17 protein-coding genes and 1 riboswitch are annotated in these 25512 nt (G+C 37.9%); of the genes, 11 read left to right on the top strand and 6 right to left on the bottom strand.

Features of this window, described 5'->3' with window-relative positions; genetic code table 11:
* The first annotated feature begins 51 nt into the window (after positions 1-51).
* The 3 genes from uvrA to G9H65_RS06120 all read left to right on the top strand — a co-directional run bounded on the left by uvrA (position 52) and on the right by G9H65_RS06120 (position 6411).
* Positions 52-2907, top strand: a complete 2856-nt coding sequence (uvrA, locus tag G9H65_RS06110; RefSeq protein WP_166374461.1) for an excinuclease ABC subunit UvrA — start codon at positions 52-54, stop codon at positions 2905-2907.
* 9 nt (positions 2908-2916) lie between these two features.
* Entirely contained in the window at positions 2917-4398 is a 1482-nt protein-coding gene (locus tag G9H65_RS06115) for an NADH-quinone oxidoreductase subunit N (protein ID WP_166374462.1), read from the top strand.
* A 96-nt stretch (positions 4399-4494) separates the two neighbouring features.
* Positions 4495-6411, top strand: a complete 1917-nt coding sequence (locus G9H65_RS06120; protein ID WP_166374463.1) for an amidophosphoribosyltransferase — start codon at positions 4495-4497, stop codon at positions 6409-6411.
* Positions 6412-6543: 132 nt separating this feature from the next.
* Here the strand turns inward: G9H65_RS06120 and G9H65_RS06125 are convergent, their stop codons facing one another.
* On the bottom strand, positions 6544-9240 hold the full coding sequence (locus tag G9H65_RS06125; RefSeq protein ID WP_166374464.1) for a T9SS type B sorting domain-containing protein: 2697 nt from the start codon (positions 9238-9240) through the stop codon (positions 6544-6546).
* Between the two features lie 217 nt (positions 9241-9457).
* Here G9H65_RS06125 and G9H65_RS06130 point away from each other — a divergent pair, with 217 nt between their 5' ends.
* The 3 genes from G9H65_RS06130 to G9H65_RS06140 all read left to right on the top strand — a co-directional run bounded on the left by G9H65_RS06130 (position 9458) and on the right by G9H65_RS06140 (position 14329).
* Positions 9458-10537, top strand: a complete 1080-nt coding sequence (locus G9H65_RS06130) for a PorP/SprF family type IX secretion system membrane protein (protein WP_262887524.1) — start codon at positions 9458-9460, stop codon at positions 10535-10537.
* 156 nt (positions 10538-10693) lie between these two features.
* A complete protein-coding gene (locus tag G9H65_RS06135) occupies positions 10694-13219 on the top strand; it encodes an SLBB domain-containing protein (protein WP_166374466.1) in 2526 nt (841 codons plus the stop codon).
* A 6-nt stretch (positions 13220-13225) separates the two neighbouring features.
* Positions 13226-14329: a Wzz/FepE/Etk N-terminal domain-containing protein gene (locus G9H65_RS06140; protein ID WP_166374467.1), complete on the top strand. Its 1104-nt coding sequence runs from the start codon at positions 13226-13228 to the stop codon at positions 14327-14329.
* Positions 14330-14405: 76 nt separating this feature from the next.
* Here the strand turns inward: G9H65_RS06140 and infB are convergent, their stop codons facing one another.
* Genes infB through G9H65_RS06155 form a run of 3 tightly spaced genes read right to left on the bottom strand, consistent with a single transcriptional unit; the run spans position 14406 to position 18995 of the window.
* Entirely contained in the window at positions 14406-17213 is a 2808-nt protein-coding gene (infB, locus tag G9H65_RS06145; protein WP_166374468.1) for a translation initiation factor IF-2, read from the bottom strand.
* A gap of 41 nt (positions 17214-17254) precedes the next feature.
* Complete coding sequence (gene nusA / locus G9H65_RS06150; RefSeq protein WP_166374469.1) at positions 17255-18502, bottom strand: transcription termination factor NusA; 1248 nt, start codon at positions 18500-18502, stop codon at positions 17255-17257.
* 16 nt (positions 18503-18518) lie between these two features.
* On the bottom strand, positions 18519-18995 hold the full coding sequence (locus G9H65_RS06155; RefSeq protein ID WP_166374470.1) for a ribosome maturation factor RimP: 477 nt from the start codon (positions 18993-18995) through the stop codon (positions 18519-18521).
* A gap of 208 nt (positions 18996-19203) precedes the next feature.
* Between G9H65_RS06155 and G9H65_RS06160 the strand changes: the two genes are divergently transcribed.
* Together G9H65_RS06160 and G9H65_RS06165 are read left to right on the top strand one after the other, a co-directional pair.
* Positions 19204-20019: an enoyl-ACP reductase FabI gene (locus tag G9H65_RS06160; protein ID WP_166374471.1), complete on the top strand. Its 816-nt coding sequence runs from the start codon at positions 19204-19206 to the stop codon at positions 20017-20019.
* A 29-nt stretch (positions 20020-20048) separates the two neighbouring features.
* Positions 20049-20594 carry a DUF4833 domain-containing protein gene (locus G9H65_RS06165; protein WP_166374472.1) on the top strand — a complete coding sequence of 182 codons (546 nt, stop codon included), beginning with the start codon at positions 20049-20051 and terminating at the stop codon, positions 20592-20594.
* Between the two features lie 215 nt (positions 20595-20809).
* Here the strand turns inward: G9H65_RS06165 and G9H65_RS06170 are convergent, their stop codons facing one another.
* Complete coding sequence (locus tag G9H65_RS06170; RefSeq protein WP_166374473.1) at positions 20810-22768, bottom strand: TonB-dependent receptor plug domain-containing protein; 1959 nt, start codon at positions 22766-22768, stop codon at positions 20810-20812.
* 74 nt (positions 22769-22842) lie between these two features.
* Positions 22843-23039, bottom strand: a riboswitch (cobalamin riboswitch).
* Between the two features lie 120 nt (positions 23040-23159).
* Here G9H65_RS06170 and G9H65_RS06175 point away from each other — a divergent pair.
* From G9H65_RS06175 to G9H65_RS06185, 3 genes are read left to right on the top strand one after another with little or no spacing between them, the layout of a single operon-like run.
* Complete coding sequence (locus G9H65_RS06175) at positions 23160-23726, top strand: DNA-3-methyladenine glycosylase I (RefSeq protein ID WP_166374474.1); 567 nt, start codon at positions 23160-23162, stop codon at positions 23724-23726.
* Positions 23727-23730: 4 nt separating this feature from the next.
* Positions 23731-24462, top strand: a complete 732-nt coding sequence (locus G9H65_RS06180) for a polyprenol monophosphomannose synthase (protein WP_166374475.1) — start codon at positions 23731-23733, stop codon at positions 24460-24462.
* Entirely contained in the window at positions 24459-25001 is a 543-nt protein-coding gene (locus G9H65_RS06185; protein WP_166374476.1) for a CopD family protein, read from the top strand. Before G9H65_RS06180 ends, G9H65_RS06185 begins: the two co-directional genes overlap by 4 nt.
* Here G9H65_RS06185 and smpB read toward each other — a convergent pair.
* Positions 24998-25459 (bottom strand): SsrA-binding protein SmpB, encoded by a 462-nt coding sequence (smpB, locus tag G9H65_RS06190; protein WP_166374477.1) that lies wholly within the window; start codon positions 25457-25459, stop codon positions 24998-25000. The genes G9H65_RS06185 and smpB overlap by 4 nt on opposite strands.
* Between the last annotated feature and the right edge of the window lie 53 nt (positions 25460-25512).

The following is a 25512-nucleotide window of genomic DNA, read 5'->3' on the forward strand; positions in this document are numbered from 1 at the left end:
GATTATGATATTGAAAATACGATTAACAAAATTAAAGGATAATTTTGTTATATGAATCATCCGAATTCGAGTTTGGCAACTAAGCAGGGAATAGAAAATTTAGACCCAAGAACACACATCATCATCAAAGGTGCCCGTGTCCATAATTTAAAAAATTTGGATGTCGCCATTCCTCGCAATCAATTAGTGGTTATTACAGGATTATCTGGCTCTGGAAAATCCTCATTGGCTTTTGACACGCTTTTTGCCGAAGGGCAACGCATGTACGTGGAAAGCCTCAATAGCTATGCGCGCCAGTTTTTAGGCCGTATGGAAAAACCCGCCGTAGATTACATTCGTGGTGTTTCACCAGCCATCGCCATAGAGCAAAAAGTTAATACCAAAAACCCTCGGTCAACGGTTGGTACCACGACTGAAATATACGATTACCTCAAATTACTCTTTGCCCGAATTGGAAAAACCTATTCTCCCCTTTCAGGACTAGAAGTAAAAAAAGATTCCGTTTCAGTCATCGTGGACTGGATCATGCAGTTCCCTCAAAAGAAAGTCATCATCTTAGCTCCATTGCTTCGTCATGAAGGTCGAGGTCTGAAGAATGAATGTCAACTTTTAATTCAAAAAGGATACACGCGGCTAAAATTAGGCGATGATATTTTGAATTTGGAGGAGTTAGTGGAGGATGATACTTTATTAAAAAAAATAGATAAAAATTCGGCCGATTTAGCCATATTGGTTGATCGCTTAATTAGTAAAGCGGATGATGAGGAAACCCAATTTCGTTTGGGCGACTCGGTTCAAACAGCTTATTTTGAAGGAGATGGAATTTGTTGGGTGGAACTAGAAGGTCAAAAAAGAAAAGTTTTCTCCGATAAATTTGAGTTGGATGGTATCTCCTTTGAAGAACCAAGCTTAAATCTATTCTCTTTCAACAATCCTTTTGGAGCATGTAAAAACTGTGAAGGCTATGGCAAGGTATTGGGATTAGACCCGGATTTGGTATTCCCTGATACAGAACTTTCCATTTACGAAGGAGCTATTGCCCCATGGAGAAGTGAACGTATGAGCGAATGGCTCTATCCTTTAATCCGTAATGGCGTAAGCTTTGATTTTCCGATTCATCGGCCCTACAAAGACCTTAGCGATAAGGAAAAGCAATTACTCTGGACAGGAAATAAATACTTTGCTGGATTGACTCAATTCTTTGATCATCTGGAAAAAGAAACTTATAAAATCCAATACCGTGTTTTGCTTTCTCGTTACCGTGGCAAAACCAATTGCCCTGAATGTTTGGGCTCTAGATTAAGAAAAGATGCAGCCTATGTCAAAATCCATGGGCATTCCATCATCGATATGGTACTTTGGCCAATATCCAAAGTCAAGAGCTTTTTTGATGAAGTTCAATTTAATTCAACAGACCAACAAGTTGCACGCAGGATATTAATCGAGATTAAAAATCGATTGGACTATATGAATCGGGTGGGTTTGGGTTATTTAACCCTGAACCGATTAAGTTCAACCCTCTCTGGAGGTGAATTTCAACGTATTAAATTGGCGACCTCCTTAGGAAGTGCTTTGGTGGGTTCCATGTATATTTTAGATGAACCCAGTATAGGTTTGCACCCAAGAGATACAGAACGACTTATTTCGGTCTTGCTGATGCTCAAGCAGATGGGAAATACCGTTATTGTGGTAGAACATGAGGAAGATATCATGCGAGCTGCAGATCAGATCATTGATATTGGTCCTGAGGCAGGTCGACATGGCGGAGAACTCATGTTTCAAGGAAATCTAGAAGAAGCTTTGACTCGACATGATCTGACAAGCCATACGATGCAATTTTTGCAAGGAAAAGATCGGATTGAAATTCCTGCATTCCGAAGAAAGAGTTTGGCGCATATTGAAATCATTGGTGCCAGCGAAAATAATTTAAGAAATGTTTCCGTGAAGATTCCTTTGGGGATATTGACGGTTGTTACGGGAGTCAGTGGATCAGGAAAATCGACATTGATACGCAAGATTTTATATCCTGCCCTATTACGTCAGCTGCAATTGGGAACCGAAGAAACAGGTAAATTCAAAGAATTAAAGGGCAGTGTTTCCCAGATAGCCAGCGTAGAAATGGTAGATCAGCAGCCTATAGGTAAATCTTCCCGATCTAACCCAGTCACCTACATTAAAGCCTATGATGCCATTCGTGCATTATACGCTGAATTACCTCTAGCCAAAACCAGGGGTTACAAACCCTCCCACTTCTCTTTCAATGTAGAAGGCGGTCGTTGTGAAACTTGCCAAGGAGAAGGTGAAATCACCATTGAAATGCAATTCATGGCCGACATTAAATTAGTCTGTGAGTCATGTCAAGGGAGTAGATTTAAGCAAGAAATATTGGATGTCAAATTCCAAGACAAGCATATTGCTGAAATCTTGGACATGACCGTGGAGGAAGGTGTGGAATTTTTCAAAAGCAAAACTCCGAAAATTGCAGAAAAGATTGATCCCCTTTTTCAGGTTGGATTAGGCTATATCAAATTAGGTCAATCTTCGAATTCTCTATCCGGAGGAGAAGCACAACGAGTAAAATTGGCTAGTTTTTTAGGAAAAGGAAATCCCAACAAGGGAAAAACCTTGTTTATTTTCGACGAACCAACTACCGGTTTACATTTCCATGATATCAAAAAGCTATTGAAAGCCTTGAATGATTTGGTTGAGCAAGGAGATAGTGTCATCATCATAGAACATAATATGGAAGTGATTAAATGCGCTGACCATATCATTGATTTAGGTCCAGATGGTGGAGAAGCTGGTGGACAAATTTGTTTTGAAGGTAGTCCTGAAGAAATGGTCAAATTGGAAAATAATCCCACAGCGTATTATTTAAGTCAAAAAATAATAGGCAAAAAACCGTAAGTTTACGCTATGTTTTCCCCAGAAATACTGCAATCACTACCACAGAAACTTGATGGAATCAGCCAAGGACTTTCCTTGATGATACCTGAGCTACTTCTCTGTATTTGGATTTTAGTGGGGATTTTTGCTGAGTTATTTCTTCACGGGAAATCCACGAAATTCTCTACTTCTTGGCGGTATTTCATTACACAAATTGGTTTATTACTAGCCTTTGTTTTGGCCATTCAACGTATGTCTACCGACATGTCGGGATATGCGTCTTTTTCCTTATTTTGGATTAATTCGGGTAGTAATTCCATCAATGCCTTACTTTTATTTTTAGCCATTGTTTTAATTTTGGTCAATCAAGCCCAGCAAAAAAGCTTCCAATTTGAAGAAAAAATGGGTTTTTTATCCATCTTGGGAGGGGCACTTTTAGTTTCCATCAGTAGCCATTGGCTTAGTATATTTTTGAGTATTGAATGGATGTCATTAGGTACTTATTTATTAGTGGGAATTCGAAAAGACCCAGAAGGTTCAAGAGCCATATTACCTTACGTATTATTTGGTTTGGCTAGCACCGCACTTTTATTGTATGGAATTTCCTTCGTATATGGTATAACGGGAACCATGCACATCAATAGTCCTGATTTCAGTCGAGGACTAGCTACAGCAGATCCTTATTTAGTTGGATTGGCTCTAACCTTAGTGGCCTGTTCCTTATTATTTAAATTAGCATGGGCCCCTTTTCACCCTTGGAGCCCGGATGTTATTGAAAGTTTGCCTGCCTCTTGGATGACTTGGATATCCACAGCCCCTAAAATAGCCGTTACATTTTTGGGTATTCGATTATTGCATTTTATTCCCCTATCGTTGGAGGTACCTATTGCTTTTTTGGCCATTCTAACCTTATTAGTTGGGAATTTGGGAGCTTTAGGTCAGCGAAATAGTAAACGACTTCTTGCATATTCAAGTATTGCCCATGGAGGATTTATGGCTATGGCTTGGCTATTTCCGATTCAACAAGCCACCGAAGTGCTCTTATTTTATTCCTTGGTATATGGAATGAGCACTATTTTGGTCTTTTATTTAATTGATGAAGCTTCTTCAGTTTCTTATCAATCGAATGATTTAGAAAAATGGGGCGGATTGGCCAAAAGTAGACCACTCGCTTCCTTATTCTTATTGATAGGGATGGTGGCAATGGCCGGTTTACCACCTGCAGGAAGCTTCATAGCTAAGGTTACTTATTTTTCCTTTTTATGGGAAAAATATCAAAATAGCTCTCAAATATTAACCTTGATTTTATTAGTAACGGCAATATTAACCACAGCTTTAGGAATTTTCTATTATTTAAAGATTCCGTACCAACTATATTTCAAGAAAAATGCAGCAGATGATCGCATGAATATTTGGAACGAAAATGGAAATATGTGGGTTTATGCGGTATTGGTGGTATTTATTTTAGGAAGCTTCTTGGCCCCAACGGCGATTTGGAATTTCTTAAAATAAGGAAATAAATAATGTACATTTCCGTTGAGCCATCATTTTAATTACTTAGTTTTGTATTCGATTTTGAGTAAAAACCTCTTCTGAAACGCATACCAAATGTCTGATTCAATAAAGCACGAATGTGGAATTGCCCTTATTCGATTGCGCAAGCCTTTTCAGTATTATCTGGACAAGTATAAAACGCCGACCTATGGCCTAAGCAAATTGTACTTGATGATGGAAAAACAAGTCAATCGTGGTCAAGATGGAGCAGGAGTCGCCAATATCAAAATCAATGTGAATCCAGGAAACCGATACATCAGTCGGTATCGCTCAGTAGAGCCACAAGCAGTAGCCGATATTTTCGGGAAAATCAATAAAAAATTCAGGAAAGCACAAAAATTAGCCAAAGATGTGAAGCGTGAAACGGGCATCGATCCGAGTCATGATGCAGCTTGGTGGCAAGAAAATGTAGCCTTTACTGGAGAAGTATTGTTAGGCCACTTACGTTATGGTACACATGGCCAAAATGAAATAGAGAACTGTCACCCGATGTTACGTCAAAGTAACTGGAGAAGTCGCAATTTAGTGATGGCAGGTAATTTCAACATGACCAATGTGGATGATTTATTTGACAAACTAGTTTCCTTGGGGCAGCATCCAAAAGAAAAAGTAGATACGGTCACTGTCATGGAGAAAATTGGTCACTTTTTGGATGAAGAAAACCAAAGACAATTTTTGAAATACCGCGACAAATATGAAAATCCTGAATTATCCGATATTCTAGCTGAACAAATTGATTTAGTTCGCGTATTGGAGCGTTCATGTAAAGATTTTGATGGTGGTTATGCCATGGTGGGTTTAACGGGATACGGGGCTTCCTTTGTGGCACGTGACCCTGCAGGTATTCGACCAGCCTATTATTACATGGATGAAGAAGTAGTGGTGGTGGCATCTGAAAAACAGGCTATTAAAACAAGCTTCAATTGTGCTTATGACCAGATTCAGGAGATTACACCTGGTTCTGCCTTGGTAATTGATATGGACGGATCTGTAAAAGAAGCGCCATTCATTGATCGTCTGGAACAAAAATCTTGTTCCTTTGAGCGCATCTATTTTTCCAGAGGTTCAGATCCAGATATTTATACAGAACGCAAAAAACTAGGTCGATTATTAATTCCTCAAATCCTTGATGAGGTAAATAATGACCTTAAGAATACCGTATTCTCTTACATTCCTAACACCGCAGAAACAGCATTTTTAGGCATGATAGATGGATTAGAAGACCATTTAGCTAAAGAGAGAAAGCAGGCCATCATGGGTGGGATTCTTTTTGAAAAAGAATTGGAAGAAATGTTAACCTTCCGCCCAAGGGTTGAGAAGTTAATATCAAAAGATGTGAAGGTCCGTACGTTTATCACGAGTGATGAGCAGCGAGATGACATGGTTTCTCACGTATATGACACTACGTATGAAGTCATCAATAAAGGAGTTGATTCGGTTGTCTTGATTGATGATTCCATCGTTCGAGGAACGACTTTGGAAAAGAGTATTTTGAGTTTATTGGACAAATTATCTCCTAAAAAAATAGTCATTGTTTCTTCTGCTCCACAGATCCGATATCCCGATTGTTATGGTATTGACATGTCGAAAATGAAGGAATTTGTCGCATTTAGAGCGGCACTTGCCCTTTTAAAAGAAAGAGGTTTAGAAAGTATATTAGATGAGGTAAATTTAAAATGTTTGCTTGCTTTAGAAAATGGTACAGCGCATACGGAGAACTTCGTTAAAGCCATTTATGCACCATTTACTGATCAGGAAATCTCCAATAAAATTGCGGATATTGTTCGTCCCAAAAACATCAAAGCAGAGGTTTCGGTCATTTACCAAACAGTAGGCAATTTAAATGTCGCTTGCCCGAATCATTTAGGTGATTGGTATTTTACAGGTAATTTCCCAACACCTGGAGGAAATCAAGTAGTTAATAAAGCATTTGTCAATTTCATGAAAGGAATTGAGGTAAGAGCTTATTAAAAAATTGTTGCAAATCTTTAACGCTGTCAAGGTTTAAAACCTTGACAGCGTTGTTTTTTTCAGGCATTTTGAAATAGAACGAATGAGATTTCATTCATATTGTATCCTAAAAATCTTTATCAATTAATTGATTTAATACGCAACTACCACGGCTCCTCGTAAGGTAATAATGCCTTTTTCAGGAAAATTTTCAGGAGTAGATTGGTATTGAATTACCCAAGCATAAGTATCAGGGGGGACTAATTGCCCGTTGAACTTACCATCCCATGATAATTCAGCTGAAGTAGAACTTTGCTTAGAAAAAAGCATTTCTCCCCAGCGATTAAATATTTGCACGTTAACAATCTGGGTTCTTGCTGGATTCTTTGGAATTGGGTTGAACGTATCATTTTTCCCATCCCCATTCGGAGTAAAAATGGAGGGCGCAAAAATCAGAGGTTCACATTTATCAGGTACCGTATAGGTACTGGAGGTAATACAACCGTCAGCATCTTTAATTTCTACTTGGTAATTGCCATTTCGATTAATCTTGGCATAATTTACGTTCAACGGACTGACTATGGCCGAATTGGGAGACCAGGCAAAGGTAAAGTCTCGGCTGTTTCCCGCGATTTGTAAAATGGCTTGAGGATTCACCTCATCCATGCAAATGAAATAATCCTTTTTAGGAAAGAAATACTCATTGGTCAAGAAATTGACCTGTGTTTTTTTTGTTTCCGAACAACCCGTTGCTGTATCTGTCACCACTACCTCATAAGTTCCACCTGGCTTGGGAACAACAATAGCAGAAGTCTTATCTTTGGAGCTCCATTCGAAAGTCAAGGTCTTTTGGGGAGGCAACTTATCCAACATCACTTTGGCATTATCTTTACAAATACTATTGTACTCTTCTTTCAAACTCAAAGGTTCCATGATTTGAATATCAAATTCCTGAGCATCTAAAAGGAAATCTTTTACACAAACATTGGAGATAGCGGCTGTTATGACATATTTACCTGCATCCTTAAATTTATGTTTCATGACATCCCCTTCGTACGAATAATAAAGTGTTCCAGCGGGGTTCAAAGGCACAGTTAAACCCGTGCTAGTAGGAAATGGATCCAATGTTGATTTATATATTTTCCAAACTATCTTATCATTATTCATAGGGTCGCACAATTTTTTATCGACCTTATAACTAAAAGTTGTTCCTTCGCAAGTCTGATTGATACTTGGGGGGCTACTCGGATTGGGAGGAGAAGGAATGGATGGAGGAAGTCCTAACTGGCTGGTCACATTGGTAGGAAATGTAACTGCATTAGGTTCATATTGGGCCCTTTGTAAAGTGTCCGAACTGGAAAGTAATCCATTGGTTTGAGTGATCTTACCCAAAGTAGAACTGCCCTCAATGGCAACAAAAATAATGGTATTATAAACTGGATCAATTTGTAAAGCCCCAATTTTTGCTAAAGTATCTAATAATACTCGCTTAGAAGCCAAAATTGTATCTGCATTATTGGTAGCTATATTAAATTGCAATATTTGAGAACGAATGGATTGACCATCGCCTTGCATAGAGACATATAACACTTTTTTATCTTGAGAATATTCTACCCCATAAATGGTTGGTGGTGAAGTACCCAAATCTAAGGTCGTTAGGTAAGTTGGTTTCCCGTCTCCTGAAGCATCATAATCAAATAAATCCAATTTGTTGGTAGGTGGCCCTGGAACAACCACCGCCATTTTACTCCAATCCGTAGAGATTTTGGTATAACCTGCTGAACTGGTCAAGCTGGTAGATCCAGATGGGCTCGTGATGGTTGGAGCGGAAATACCTGCATCAGATACTTTAAAAGTACGGATGGTATTGCTGTTGGCATCTTGAGAAATCAACCAATAGAAACCAGAACCTCCTTGAGAAGCAACCAAACGTTCGGTACTAGGAACTGGGCTCAATAATTGATTAATTACAGAAAGACCCCCTTTCCCTTTGTTTAGCTTCATATCTACAATGCTGTAATAAATCTGATTTTCGTTCGCAGCATTTTTCTTCAAGGTAAAAATATAATACTCCGATTGACATCCTTTACAAGATGTTTTGGGCATGGTAGTTACTCCTTGTGAATTACTTATATCCCCATTAATTAAGGTTGCTGGATCTTTGGTATAGGTAATCGGATTATTATCCCGATCAAAAACTTTTTGTCCATCCGTGTAATAAATGATACTATTGGTTTGATCCGTCATAACAGCCACTCCATTAGGCACATTGATTCGGCCCGTTGTAGGCGTTGGATTATCTGGATTTTCGAATTTGACTCCAGCACTACTACCAAAATACCAAGCGGGAGGAGCTTTTAATAGTACTTGATTGGGGTCTGTTTCCCCACAAATATCCACTTGCATTTTGGCTTCAGCAGAACATCCCGACAGTGGCTCGGTAATTTTCACGGAATAACAGCCAGATTCTTTTACTTTGATGGTATCGGTGGTTTGTCCTTTGGGGTACCACATTACCTCAATGGGATAGGAAGGCCTTCCTACTTTTTGAAATGCATTCAGTACGAGTTCTTGACCTAAGCAAATCGTTTTTTTAACTTCGGATGTATCTTTTCCCAAATAAATATAGGGCAATTGACCTATAATCACCCGTTCTGTTAAAACCAGTGGCGGAGTATTCACTACTGGACTTTGTATAGTTACCTTCACCGAATAAGTGCCTGGAGTACAATATTGATGTACACCTGTTGCTGTATTTTTTTTATCCCCCGGGGCTGTTGGTTCACCAAAATCCCATGAAAAAGTAGTACCTGTTGGAAAATGTTCTGTCAATTCGAAGACAGTCGCCATATCGGGATTGACTCCTTTTTCACAACTAGCGCACTGGGTAATGCAATTATTTCGAAAAACAATTTTAGGATCCGAAAATGCCCGGAAAGAAACAAGCCAAACCAGAAAAAGGAACAGATACTTTTTAATCATTTAAGAGCTAGGCAAGTACATGGATTAAGCACAAAATAACGTAAAATATTGGTTTTTGAAAAGCTAAGTACTAAATTGCTAGGCTATGCGACGTAAACTCGGATCATACCGTATTGTTTTTTTCCTCATAGGCGCATTCTTGATGGGCTCAATGAAATTACTTGCGCAAGACCCTCAGCTTTCCCAATTCTATTCTGCTCCACTTTTAATTTCTCCGGCTTTTGCAGGAATCAATAATACGTCCAAAGTGAATTTCAATCACCGTAACCAATGGCCTAATCTTAGTTCAAGTTACCAGTTTTCCTCGTTGACCGCTGATATTAATTTTTCGAGTATCAATAGTGGCGTAGGATTGGTTATGACAACAGATAAACAATTTTCAAATCTACAAACGACGTCGATTGGTTTACAGTATGCTTATCACATCAATTTGGCTGAGGAAAGTTCCATTTCAGTTGGTATACAAAGTTCCTATGTCAACCGTGGTTTAGACTATTCCAATTTGATTTTTGGAGATCAATTTGTCAATGGAAGTATCAGTCAAAACAGTGATGACCCCATTTTAAAAAATTGGGAAAAGAATGGTGCTTCCACAAACTACATGGACTTTTCTACAGGTGCCATGCTCAATCTTAGAAACTCGTGGGTGGGTTTGTCTGTTCATCATTTAAACACTCCCAATCAGTCCTTATCCAGTAGAACTTCCACCATAAACTCTCCTGTGGCCATGAAATTTAGTATTCAAGTTGGCACAAAGATCATGTTGGAAGATAGTTATTTTGAACAAAACTCCTACCGAGCGCGAAATACAGAAAAAAGTATTAGCCCTGTCTTGAATTACAAACATCAAGGGACATTTGACCAATTGGATGTAGGAGCTTATTTAACCCTTTCTCCCATTGTTTTAGGGGCTTGGTACCGTGGAGTACCGATCAAAAAAAGTAGTGATGGAATCATGAATAGTCGAGAATCCATCGTGGCTTTGGTTGGTTACCGTCAAGATAATTTCTCGGTAGGATATTCTTATGATTTAACTATTTCAAAACTAGGCTTACCTTCTGGAGGTGCCCATGAAATTTCGGTTGCCTACTTATTTGATTGGGATATATCATTGAAAAAACCCTATTTAAAAATAAAACGGACTTTGGCATGTCCGAAATTTTAAAGAAAAACAATCTCATGCATATCCATATTACCCTAAAGAGGCTTAAGGTGCTCTGCAAAAAAAGTCTTAGATTTGTAAATATGTTGTTCATCTATACTACTTACCATGAGGTTGTTCTCTAAAATCCACTCTTCCTCCTTTTTTACACTTATTTTTTTGCTATTTGTCCATATTTCATTTGGTCAGGTAACACAACAAGGGAAAAAAAATATTGAAGACTTAACGGATGATCAAATAGCGCTTTTCTTTCAAAAGGCGCAAGCTAGCGGTATGACTGAATTACAAATAGAACAAGCAGCCATAGCCCAAGGATATACAGCAGTAGACATTGCCAAAATGAGAGATCGGCTTAATGGATTGCAAACAGGAAACAACACGAATAATTCTGTCAATATTAATAATCAGACATCGAATTCCAATTCAACTCCTGGGATGAAAGAAACCATGTCTAAGAGAAAAACGACAGGGAAGTTAAGTGTTAAAAAAAGGGATCCTAATTCGTACGAAGACAATGAAAATATCTTTGACTCCAATTTAAATGGTGAATTCGTGCCTAAGATTAAAAAATCATTGGATGAACAACTCTTTACACCAGAAGAAAGAATATTTCTATCGCAACCCCTGAACGTATATAACGATAGTTTAGTTAAAGTGTACAAAGAATTACAAACAAGAAAATCAAAAGCATTAGAGAAAGTAATATTTGGAGCTGATTTATTTGATACGGAAACATTAAATTTTGAACCTGATCTAAAAATTGCTACACCTAGTAATTACACGTTAGGGCCTGAAGATGAACTAAATATTGATATTTTTGGCGATGTACTAGATAATTTTAAAGTTACAGTTAGTGCAGAAGGGACAGTAAAAATCTTAAACTTAAGTCCGATCTATGTTAATGGATTAAGCATAGAGGCCGCATCCAATAGAATCATTGGTCGATTACGTCAGTTATATCAAGGATTAAATAAACCAGGGAGCGGCTCCTCTGCTCAAGTAACGCTAGGGAACGTTCGAAGCATTAAAGTCACCTTAACAGGCGAGGTGAAGTTCCCAGGTAGTTATACCGTATCTTCTCTTGCTACCATATTTAATGCACTTTATTTAGCGGGTGGGCCAAGTGCCAATGGTTCATATAGAAACATCCGATTAATCCGAGGTAATAAAACAATTAGGACCTTAGATTTATATGACTTCTTATTAAAAGCAGATCAAAAAGATAACATTCATTTACAAGATCAAGATATCATTCGTATCTCTGATTATGAAACACGCGTAGAATTAATTGGAGAGGTTAAACGCCCCATGATTTTTGAAACATTAAAAGGAGAAACGTTAAAAGACGTCTTACGTTTTGCAGGAGGATTTACAAGTAAAGCGTATACCTATTCCATTCCTGTAACACGAAATACCTCAAGGGAATTGAAATTAATGAATATCACTCAAGATGAAGTTTCTAATTTTTTACCACAAAATGGTGACAAATATGTGATTGGCGCTATCATCGAAAGATTTGAAAACAGAGTAGAAATCGAAGGAGCTGTATTTAGACCTGGTATGTATGCTTTGGAATCTGGTGCTAATACGGTAAAAGAAATAATCAAAAGGGCTGAAGGTACCAGAGAAGATGCATTTTTAAGTAGGGCAACCATAACACGTCGCCAAGAAAATTTTGAGCCCCAAATTATTTCAATTGATTTAGGAAGAATTTTACGGGGTGAAATCGCCGATGTACCCCTTCAAAGAGAAGATATCATTAAAGTATTTACTGTTTCTAGTTTAAAAGAAAAAAGAACCGTCAGTATTTTTGGTGAAGTTAATTTAGAAGGAGACTTTGAATATAAAGATGGTATGAAAGTGGGTGATTTAATCCTTTTGGCCAAAGGATTTAAAGAAGGAGCAAGTTACTCTAAATTAGAATTAGCCCGACGAATCATTACGCACGGCCAAGGTACAATCACAGATGAAAAAATTGATATAAAAACGTTTAGTATAGATGGAAATTTACAGGTTTCCAATGAAGGAAGTCAGTATGTATTGACTCCATTTGATATACTTTCAGTACGTCGTTCTCCTGATTATGAGGAACAAAGATCAGTTACTATAGAGGGTATGATTAATTATCCAGGTGTTTACGCCTTGAAAAATAATAAACAAAAACTTTCCGATATCATTGATATGTCTGGTGGCTTAAAAGATGGTGCATATTTAGAAGGCGCTCAGTTATACCGTCGATCCATCATAGTAGGGGTAAATTTAAAAGAAATCTTAAATAACCCTAATTCTAAGGAAAATATGCTTTTAATGTCGAATGACTCTCTATTTATACCAAGAGCACTTCAAACAGTAAAACTTTCAGGAGCTTTACAAAACCCTATTTCTGTATCTTACAGAGAGGGCTATTCCCTAACGGATTATATTGCCGAAGCGGGTGGATTTGCCCCCAATGCTATAAAAAGTCAAATATTTGTTAAAAGCCCTAATGGACTTTCGACCCAAACGAAAAAATTTCTATTTTTCAAAAATTACCCTCGCGTCTTACCTGGGTCTGAAATCGTCGTTAATGGAATACCTCCAGGTACTAAAAAAGGTTTAAGTACGGCTGAAATCATTGGACTTAGTACGAGTTTAGCCTCATTCTCGATTACAATTATCACATTAATTAATCAATTATCTAAATAAGTGGTAATGTCAAAAGAAAATACTAGTATTCATCCAAATATAAATAGTGGGGAAATCACCATTAATTTTGGTGAAATCCTTAGAGTTTTAAAATCATATTATTTATTTATTGGTATTACAGCCATCATATTTGCTGGTATTGGAGCTATATATTCTTTAACCATACCTAATGAATTTGTTGCCTCCGTCAAACTACTGCCTGAAATGGATAATAGAAGTAGTGGATCTAATTTAGGCGGATTAAAATCGATAGCTGGATTGGCTGGTGTCGATTTAGGTAGTGGTTTGGGATCTGACTTAGTAAAACCAGACATTTATCCAAACATAGTCCAAAGCACACCCTTTTTATTAGAGGCACTTCAAAGCAAAATTTATGTTCAAAAACATAAAAAATGGTTACAAGTTTATGATTATCTAATAGCTTATCCTGAAACTCCACCATTACAAATTTTTGGTTCTAATAAGTCTGTACAAGCTCCAAAGAAAACAACGAGTATCCAATCGCCTAAATCTGCTATATCTTCCGATTTAATCCAACTTAATAAAAGCCAATATTACGCAGTTAATAATTTAAGAAGGAGAATAAAGGCCGAATTTGACAAAAAAACAGGGGTCATCATGATTTCAGTCAAAATGACTGATCCAGTTGCAGCAGCCAACTTAACAAGCTTTACACAATCCTATTTAACGAAATATGTCATTAGTTATAGAATGGAAAAGGTCCTTAAAGAACTGAAATTTTTACAAGATCGACTTTTAGATGCTCGAAAATCTTATGACAATGCCTTAAGTAGACTATCTACTTACCGAGATCAACATAGAAATACATTCTTACAAGTTGCTAAGGACCAAGAAAAAAAACTTCAATATGAGGTAGACATTGCCTTTAATTTATATGCTGGCTTAAATACGCAAGTAACAGATTCCAAAGTCAAAGTTCAGCGAGAAACACCCGTATTTAAAGTATTAGAACCAGCCCAAGTACCCTTACAAAAATCTGATCCCCAGCGTACTATAATTACGCTTAGCTTTCTCTTTTTTGGGCTTTTTCTATCATTAATCATTGTATTTTTTAGAAGTGTAAATCTAAAGAAATTGCTTTCACAGTAAATAAATTAAAAGCTTTCACATTAAAAAAGGCCGATTCTTTCGAATCGGCCTTTTTATGTTATCATGTGCTGAAAATTTATTTCAGTGTACGTTTTACTTCTTTCATTTCATAACATTCGATAGTATCTCCTACTTCTAAGTCATTAAAGTTCTTTACGGACAATCCACATTCGTATCCAAATTTAACTTCTGCTACATCGTCTTTAAAACGTTTCAAAGCAGAAATCTCTCCTTCATGTACTACCACAAAGTCACGTATCACTCGGATTTTATTGGCACGCTTAACCGTTCCATCCAATACATAGCAACCTGCTACCGTACCAATTTTTGAAATCTTGAATACATCACGTACTTCAATATTCGACGTAATCACCTCTTCAAAGGTAGGGGCCAACATACCTTCCATCGCGGCTTTGATTTCATCAATCGCTTGGTAGATAATCGAGTAGTTTCTAATTTCAATCTGCTCAGCTTCTGCCAATTTACGGGCATTCACGGATGGACGAACTTGGAAAGCAATAATAACGGCATCTGAAGTAGACGCTAAGGCTACATCCGATTCTGAAACCTGACCTACTCCTTTATGAATAATTCTTACTTGAACCTCTTCAGTAGAAAGCTTTAATAAAGAGTCAGACAAAGCCTCTACGGAACCATCTACGTCACCTTTAACAATTACATTCAACTCCCGGAAAGTACCAATAGCCTTACGACGACCAATTTCTTCCAGGGTAATATGTTTTCTAGTACGTAATGATTGCTCACGTAAGATTTGCTCACGCTTATTCGCTATTTCACGAGCTTCACGCTCATTTTCTAAACAAAGTAATTTATCTCCAGCTTGAGGAGCACCATTCAAACCTAATACTTGAACAGGTGTTGATGGGCCCGCTTTTTTGATTTTATTACCGTGGTGATCAAACATGGCCTTTACACGACCATAATTATCTCCGGCCAACATCATATCACCGATGTTTAAGGTACCTGATTGAATTAATAAGGTAGTCACATATCCACGGCCTTTATCTAATTCCGCCTCAATGACAGAACCAATTGCCTTTTTATTAGGATTTGCTTTCAAATCTAATAATTCAGCTTCCAACAATACCTTTTCTAATAAGTCGTCAATACCCAATCCTGATTTAGAAGAAATTTCTTGACATTGGTATTTACCACCCCAATCTTCCACCAACATATTCATGGCTGCTAACTCCTCACGAACTTTATCTGGATTTGCCCCATCTTTATCTACTTTAGAAAAAGCAAATACGATAGGTACTCCTGCCACCATCGCGTGGTTGATAGCTTCCTTTGTTTGCGGCATCACTGAATCATCCGCTGCAATAACTATAATAACAACGTCTGTAATTTTAGCTCCCCTAGCACGCATCGCGGTAAAGGCTTCGTGACCAGGAGTATCTAAGAAGGTTACTTTCTTACCCGATTCGGTTTGTACCGAATATGCTCCAATATGCTGAGTAATACCACCAGCTTCACCAGCAGCTACTTTAGCCCGACGAATATAATCCAATAAGGACGTTTTACCGTGGTCAACGTGACCCATGATCGTCACAATAGGTGCTCTTGGAACTAAATCTGCTGGATCATCTTCCACTTCTATTTCAACAGCATCAATTTCTTCTTCTGCTGAAATAAAACTGACTTCAAACCCAAACTCATCAGCTATGATGGTAATCGCTTCGGCATCCAAACGTTGGTTAATCGAAACAAACATACCCAAACTCATACAAGTCGAAATAACTTCATTCACGGAAACATCCATCAAGGAGGCTAAATCACTCGCAGAAATAAACTCAGTAACCTTTAAGATTTTTGATTCTTCATCTTCAGCTAATTGACGAGCTTCATCCGCCTCTGCACGCTCTCTACGCTTAACTCGTCGCTTATCTGCTCCAAAACTCTGCTTGTTGGTTGCACCTTGCAAGCGAGCCATGGTAGCCTTAATCTGCTCTTGAATATCTTTATCAGAAAGCTCTTCTTTTGGACCACCCGGCTTAGCACCTGGAGTAGCTGGCTTCTTCCCAAAATCCTTTTTCTTGAAGTCGCCTCCTCCTCCAGCTGGTGCGGGACGATTCGCTGTATCATTAGAAACAGGTCTCTTTTCTTCTTTAATTATACGCTTTCTCTTGTGTTTTTTATCACCAGAGCGATCACTTGGTATGGGTAATTCAATTTTACCTAAAACAGTCAGACCTTTCAATGTCTCACCTTTTGCTTCAATTAACTCAATATCAGGTGGTGAAGTTGACTCCACTACCGGAGGTACAACAGGTGCAACAGGTACTACAACTGGCTTAACTTCTTCCTTAACGGGTTCAAGCGCTTCTTGAATAGGCTCCACCTTTGCCTCAGGTACTACTGGAGCAACAGGCTCTACCACTTTTTCTTCTACTACTTTTGGGGCCTCAGCTTGTTTCTCAACGGGCTTTGGCGTAATAGGATGGCCTTTTTTGTCTAAATCGATTCTACCCAATACTTTTAAACCCATTGGTCTTGGCTCCTCTTCTTGCTTTGGCTCAGGTTTAGCAACCTCCACCACGGGAACTTCAACAACTGGAACTGGTTCTGGAGTAGGTACCACAACTTCTACCACGGGGGCAGGTTCTGGCTTTTTCTCCACGACCACAACGGGTTCTGGCACAACTACTTCTTCAACAACTTTTTTAGGTGCTTCAGAAGCTTCCAAAATATGATTCGCATCATACTCTCTAGCCAATAAGCTAAGCTGCTCAAAATTTAATTTGGCATTTGGGTTATTATCAATTTTGTGACCCTTAGCAGAAAGAAACTGAAGGATCGTAGACGTCCCCACGTTTATTTGTTTTGCTACAAGGCTCAATCGCATTGTCTTTTCTTCTGCCATAAAAATTACAAAATACTATAATTCATTCAATGTGTTACAACTTACTCAAATTCAGCACGAAGAATCGTTAAGATATCTTCGATCGTCTCCTCTTCCAACTCCGTTCTACGCTCTAACTCTTCTTTAGATAAAGCTAAAACCTGCTTGGCTGTATCCAAACCTATTTTATGTAGCTCATCCAAAATCCAAGCGTCAATGTCGTCAGAGAATTCATTCAATTCTACATCCTCCTCGTCCAATTCATCCTTAGGAACATCGCGGAAGACATCAATTTCATATCCCACTAACTTACCTGCTAGTTTAATGTTTTGACCTCCACGACCAATCGCCATGGAAACTTGATCCGAGTTTAAGAATACCGAAATACGCTTACGCTCTTTATCAATAGTCATCGAGTTCAATTTAGCTGGACTCAAGGTTCTGGCTACCAATAACTCTAAATTATCAGTGAAATTAATCACGTCAATATTTTCATTCTGTAATTCACGAACTATGCCATGAATACGTGATCCTTTCATACCCACACATGCACCAACTGGATCAATGCGGTCATCATAAGACTCTACTGCTACTTTAGCACGTTCGCCTGGCTCACGAACAATCTTACGAATCGTTATGGTACCATCATAAATTTCTGGAATTTCTTGTTCAAACAAACGCTCCAAAAATACAGGTGAGATACGTGATAGAATGATTCGTGGTGTACCATTCGCCATTTCCACCTTGTGAATAATGGCTTTGATTGTTTCTCCCTTCTTGAAACGATCCTTAGGAATCATTTCCGTTTTTGGTAAAATCAATTCATTGTCTTCACTATCCAACAAGATTAACTCACGACCTAATATTTGGTATACTTCCGAGCTTACTAATTCTCCTACTAAATCTTTATACTTATCATAAAGACTCTCCTTTTCTATATCCTTAATCTTTTGAATCAAAGTTTGACGAGCAGTTTGAACTACACGACGACCAAAATCCTCTAGTTTAATTAATTCAGCTACTTCTTCTCCAATCTCAAAATCGGGCTCGATTAATTTCGCTTCTGACAATGGAATTTTATCAAAATCCCAAATATCCTCTGAATTATCGTCCACGATTTCACGTGTACGCCACATCTCTAAATCGCCACTCTCGGGATTGATAATCACATTGAAGTTTTCATCGGAACCAAATTTCTTACGAATCATGGTACGAAACACATCCTCTAAAACCGCAATCATCGACGGCTTATCAATGTTCTTTTCCCGAGCAAACTCTGCAAATGACGAAATTAATTCAACACTGTTCATTGCTATCTCTCTTTTTTTATTGAAATGACACTTGTACTTTAATTTTATCTATATCTGCCAAAGAAAACCAAGTAGATTCCTTCGCCACAATCACGCGGTGTTTCAGCGTTTTCTCTGTTAATATTTCAATCGAATCCTCTTTGTAAGCCAATAGTGCTCCTTCCACTTGCCCTTCTTTTTTCATCCAAACTTTAACCTTGCGTCCCAAGTTCTTTTGAAATTGCCATCCCTGTGTTAATGGGAAATCTAAACCAGGAGAAGAGACTTCTAAATTATAGGCCTCCTCTATCCAAGCGTTCTCTTCTATGTGATGAGCCAATTTACGACTCAACAAAGCACATTCGTCAATGGATACACCTTCTAATGTATCCACTAGGATTGTTACAAGACTACGTTTGCTACCTTGCGAAACCTGTAAATCAACTAAAAAAATAGGACCCTCTCCCACATAAGCCAACAACCACTCCCTAATTTTTTCTGATAAATCACCCATGCTTTTTCAATTGAAAACAAAAAGAGGGATTAAAAAACCCCTCTTCATTTCTTAAATTTCCTCTGCAATTTACGCATAATTTTCTAAATAACAACCCATTCAGCAAATAGAATGGTATTTGAGATGAATAAATCCATTCTATTCTGAGAAAAAATTCGTTACTTTGGAAGCAAAATCACAAAATTTCAATCGATCTAGATCGCTTCTTATGGCATATCAATTACTCAAAGGAAAAAGAGGTATTATCTCTGGCGCGTTAAACGAAGATTCCATCGCCTGGAAAATTGCAGAAAGAGCTCATGAAGAAGGAGCCACTTTCACCTTAACTAATGCTCCACTCGCAATGCGTATGGGCGAAATCAATCATTTAGCCGAAAAATGTGGCGCTAAAGTAATCGGTGCCGATGCCACGTCGATTGAAGACTTAGAAAAATTATATGACGAGTCCATGGAATATTTAGGTGGACCAATCGATTTTGTATTACATTCCATTGGAATGAGTACCAATATTCGTAAAGGACGTGAATACGGAGATCTAAACTACGAATGGTTTTTAAAATCATTGGATGTATCTGCTCTTTCTTTTCATAAAATGCTTCAAGTAGCTCAGAAAAAAGATGCAATTGCTCAAGGAGGCTCAGTCGTAGCACTTTCCTACATTGCGGCTCAGCGTTCATTCCCTGATTACACGGATATGGCTCAAGCTAAAGCTATGCTAGAATCCATTGCTCGCTCTTATGGTTACCACTACGGCAAAGCCAAAGGAGTTCGTGTCAATACTGTTTCCCAATCTCCAACTAAGACGACTGCAGGAACGGGAATTAGTGGTTTCAATGCCTTCTACGAATATGCGAATCAAATGTCACCTCTTGGAAACGCTACGGCTGATGAATGTGCTGATTATGTCATCACTTTATTTTCAGATTTAACTCGCAAAGTAACGATGCAAAACTTGTTCCACGATGGAGGATTTTCTTGCGTAGGTATTTCTGAGGAAATCGTTGAAAAAATGGAAAAACAATAATCATTTTCTTATTTCATCGAGGCTTTATATTGAATAATCCGTCTGCTTTTATTAGTATTTTCCTTTGGCTAGCAATAGGTACTTTACCGACGATTGCCAAAGTAGAACCCTTTCCTACTCCACCGGAAAGCGCCATACGTTTGTTTTACATTCAACGTAGTTCAAATTCAAATGTCGTCGTTTATGATGCCAATTTAACATCTAATAAGGCACTGAATGCTAAAAACCCCGTGCATACTTACTGGATTCGCTATACCGAAAAAGGCCAACAAGAAGAATTATCTTCCATACAGAAGACCTTGGCATATGGACTGTATACCAATAAAATCAATACTGAATTAGAGCCTTCCTATGAAGGTTATTTCCTAGCTTATCGTAAGAGAAAATTTGTGGTAAAACTAGACCCGAAAGGAGTTCCCATTGCTCTGTTCCCCATCAATGGTAAGTTGCAAATATTAAAGCGCGTCTATGTCAATGTGGATGAAAGCAAATTCATGCCTTCCGTAAATTATATTGAGTTATTTGGCAAAGATCCTGTTTCTGGGAAAGAAGTCTATGAGCGATTTAAGCCTTAAAATCATTAACGCTGTCAAGGTTTAAAACCTTGACAGCGTTGGTAAATTTCCATGATTTTTTTCAAAAAATACTCCAACTTATTGGATTAATTTCAACATATCAATTCATTGGTATTTTGAAAAATTTATCAATTTTTAGCCCTTTGGGAATGAGCAAAATAGATACATTTGCCTAACGCTGTCAAGGTTTAAAACCTTGACAGCGTTGTTGATCACTACCATCTGTATTTAAGCGCCAATACTGCATTCAAAGGCTGTGTTGCGTATCCATAAGATTCCACAAATAATTGATTATATACATTCTTAATCAACAGATTGATATGTATGTGCTTATTCACCTCATAACTACTTTGTAATTCAGCCCAAACATAGGGTTTCAATTCCTTAGATACGACAGAAAACAACGCTTCATCATATACAAAATCTGTTCTTTTTGCTTGCCAATGGTGCAACAAGGACACTTGCCACTGACTACTTAGTCGAATTCCCCAATTTAACACGACTGCATGAGCCGGCCGTCTTATCAAAGAGGAATAGGTACTATCTTTCCCAGCAAATTTGTTCGTCATGGTACCATCTAAAAAGGTATAATTCAATGTGGCACTAATACGACCCTGGCGGTAAGCTCCTTCTAATTCGATTCCTTGTGTACTTTGCTTTGAAACATTCACATATTGACCATAAGGATCTACATTCTTGGATTGAAAAACGATACCGTCTTTTACCAGATTCTGAAATCCAAGCAACCTTACTGACCAACCGGCATCCAAATATGACAAACCAACTTCCAAAGTTGAACCTAGTTCAGGTTTCAATTCATTATTCCCATAAGGAGAATATAATTGATATAGAGAAGGAACTTTAAATCCTGTATATCCATTGGCAAATAGCTTCCATTGTTTGGACAAAAACACATAAGGATTGATATTAAATGTGGTAAAATCCCCAAAATTGAATGATTTGTTCCATCGAGTTCCTACTTCTATTCCACCCATTTTCCAGTTTTTCTGAAGCGTGGCATAAGTTGCCAAAATCGATTGATTAGCTTTTTCTGGAGCCAAAGATGGTGAATCATATCGGCCAAAAGCACTCACGGAATAATCGGATTGCAAGGTATTTTGATACCGATATTCCGTACCTGCTAATAATACAAATTCCTTGCCCAGTGACCATTTACCATACCATTCAAGCCCCTGGCTTTTTCCATGATATGAAGAAAATGAGAAATTTGACCATGCATTCGCTGCTATAAACGTTGAATCATTCTTGAATTCACGATGTATGATTTCATGAAATGCACGTAAATACCAGGTTGTATTTAAGCCTTTGAATTGATATTGCAAACGTAAAGAACTTGAATTAGCCTTTGCTGTATAATCTTTTTCATCGGCAAAGGGCCCTGCATCTAAATTACTTCGGTTGGTATTCCATTGATAATAAACATCCAACCAAGATTTTTCACCAATGGGTCGCGACCAGCCTAAATGAACTTGTTGCTGACGGAATCCATCTTTCTCGTAGTTCCCAACTGTGTCTTTCGCCGCAGAATATCCTTGACTAACAAAATCACGAACGTGTACATTCCATTGATTCTTAGCAAGAGAACCACGTACTTGTGCCGTGGTGTTTAACTCCCCTATACTTCCTGCTTGAATTTGCACATGACCTTGTACTTGCTTTGCACTTGATTTTTGTGTCACTAGATTGATAACCCCCGCCATCGCATCAGAACCGTATAAGGTGGATTGACCACCTTTCAAAATCTCAATCCGCTCCAATGAGCTGATATCCAATAAATTCCAATCCATCACTTGTGAAATATGGGATGGATCATTCACTGGAAAACCATCAATCAATAACAATACATGTCCCGTGTTGGCTCCACGAACATATATTTCTTGATTGGATCCGGGTGCGCTTCTAGCCCCATTTACTGAAATTCCTACCTGACTTTGCAAGACTTCCGCCAAACTTTTACCTGCCATTTGGTCAAGTTGAGCCCGACTAATCAAACTAATCACTTTCCCAGTTTGATTTAATTTTTGAGGATACTTTGGTGCAGATACTTGTACCTCTGACAATAATTGTGATTCAGCAGATTGCTGAGCAAAAACCACGGCGCTAGGGAATAAGATTGCCCCCAATGCCAAGCATTGCGATTTAAAATGAAACATGATGTTTAGCCTCTCGGCTATAAAATTGAAAAAATACTCGAACGCTCGATCTCGTCTCATCCTCCGTAATGCGACATCAAGAATTGAAAAAGGCAGGTCTCCTGACTCGTTTTCATCATTTATCTGCCTTCCCAGAAAATCCAGTGGCTTTAGTATGGATAAATGTTTTACAAAAACTTACAGTTGCGGGGACAGTTTTGGCTTTTACCAAATTCCCTATTAAGTGACAATCTTTAAGAAAAAATTACACACCCTTATCTAATTTCAAAGGTATAAAATATTTATTAAGATTAAGGACCAAAAAAGTAATGAATTCAACTTTTGTGAAATTATCAGTTTTTAACAAGGCAAATCGCTATAAATTCACTTGCTTGCAGGCTAATTCTGCTATATGACGAATCTAACTCGATGTGGATGGGTTTCTTCCGACCCAATATATTTAAATTATCATGATACCGAGTGGGGGCAACCACTTCATGATGAGCAAAAATTATTTGAACTTTTGATATTAGAAGGTTTTCAATCGGGCTTAAGTTGGATTACTATTTTACGAAAAAGAGAAGATTTCAGGGAGACTTTTGACCAATTTGATTACCATCAAATAGCTAACTGGACAGATGAAAAGCTACAAGAATGCCTCTTAAACCCAAAAATTATTCGAAATCGTTTAAAAATCAATGCAGTTAAAACGAATGCGAAAGCATTTATCAAAATTCAGGAAAAATTTGGTAGCTTTGACCGCTACATTTGGGATTTTGTGAGGTTCACCCCCATACAAAACCACTTCTTCAGTCATCAAGAATTGCCTAGCAGTACGGAAATCTCATTAGCCATGAGCAAATCCCTGAAGAAACACGGTTTTAAATTCGTTGGCCCTACCATTTGCTATTCATTTATGCAAGCTGCAGGCCTGGTTAATGACCACATTACTGAATGTTTTTGCTACCCAAAAAATTAAATTTATGAATTCGAGGATTGTCATCATCCCGACTTACAATGAAATTGAAAACATCCAAGCGATTATCGAAAAGGTAATGAGCTTAGATCCCTTATTCGATTTATTAATTGTAGATGACGGCTCACCGGATGGTACAGCCCAAGTGGTCAAACAAGTTCAATCAAACTTTCCTGATAGAATCCACCTGATTGAACGCCAAGGTAAACTAGGATTAGGTACCGCTTATATTGCTGGATTCAATTATTGCATTCAAAAAAAATACGATTTCATCTTTGAAATGGATGCTGATTTCTCACATAATCCAGATGATCTAATTAGACTATACCAAGCCTGTGAGCATGGTGCCGACATGTCTATTGGTTCTCGTTATATCAATGGAGTCAATGTAGTCAATTGGCCAATCGGTCGAGTTTTGATGTCGTATTTTGCTGGTTTTTATGTCCGTTTCATTACTGGAATGCCTATCCAAGATGCCACAGCGGGATTTGTTTGTTATCGAAGACAAGTCTTAGAAACCATTCCTCTGGCTGAAATCAAATTCATTGGCTATGCTTTTCAAGTTGAGATGAAATTTACTACTTGGAAATATGGCTTTAAAATTGTGGAAGTCCCTATAATTTTCACCGATCGAACAAAAGGTGAAAGTAAAATGTCTGCTAATATTTTTAAAGAAGCTATCTTTGGCGTCATTCAACTAAAAGTCAATAGTTTTTTCAAACGTTACCAAAGACCATGATTTATCCAATTTTAAAATCACTGCACATCATTTTTGTGGTAAGTTGGTTTGCTGGATTATTCTATTTGCCTCGTCTATTGGTCTATCACGCAGAATCGCAAGATAAAGCGGAGCCAGAGCGTAACATCCTTTCTACTCAATTTGAAAAAATGGAAAAGGTATTGTTCAATGCCATCATGATACCGGCTATGTTTTTAACCTGGTTGACAGGCCTAAGCTTGATTTATCTTCAATGGTGGGATGGCTTTGGACAGCATACTTGGTTGCACCTAAAGCTCGCCTTTGTGGTTGGAATAACGATTTATCATTTTTATTGCCGCTATATCATCTTAGCATTTCGTCAACAGAATTTCATTTTCTCAGGACCTCAGCTACGTCTATTCAATGAAATTGCTACCATTTTATTGGTATCGGTCGTCTTTTTGGTTGTGGGTAAAAATAGCCTGGATTGGCTTTATGGTTTGGTGGGATTCACCCTTTTCGGGATACTCATTATGGCAGCAGTAAAGATGGCTAAACGCTTTCGAAATAAAGCTTAGGACAATTGTCTAGCCATTTCTCGTTTGACATCCTTCTCCTTGATATCTTCTCGTTTATCGAAACTCTTTTTACCTTTTGCTAAGGCTATGTTTAATTTGGCATAACCTTTGTCAGAAATAAATAAGCGAGTAGGAATGATTGTCAGACCCACATTCTTCAACTCTTTTTGAAGTTTTTTCAACTCTCTTTTTGATAATAATAATTTTCGATCTCGAAGCGGTGTGTGATTGAAATGTGTCCCTTCCTCGTAGGTAGAAATATGCATATTTCTCACATATAATTCATCTTGCATAAAAAGGCAATAAGCATCCGTCAGGTTCGCTTTACCTTGACGGATGGATTTTATCTCCGTACCAGTTAAAACCAATCCTGCAGTCCAAGTCTCTAAAAATGCATATTCAAAAGAAGCCCTTCTATTCTGGATTTCAACTTTCTTTTGAATTTTCTCTCTTACCATAATAATACAATTAAAAAAGCCACACAGATTCACTGCGTGGCTTTTTCGAGTTT

The sequence above is a fragment of the Aquirufa ecclesiirivi genome, assembly GCF_011250515.1.
In the GTDB taxonomy this organism is placed as follows: domain Bacteria; phylum Bacteroidota; class Bacteroidia; order Cytophagales; family Spirosomataceae; genus Aquirufa; species Aquirufa ecclesiirivi.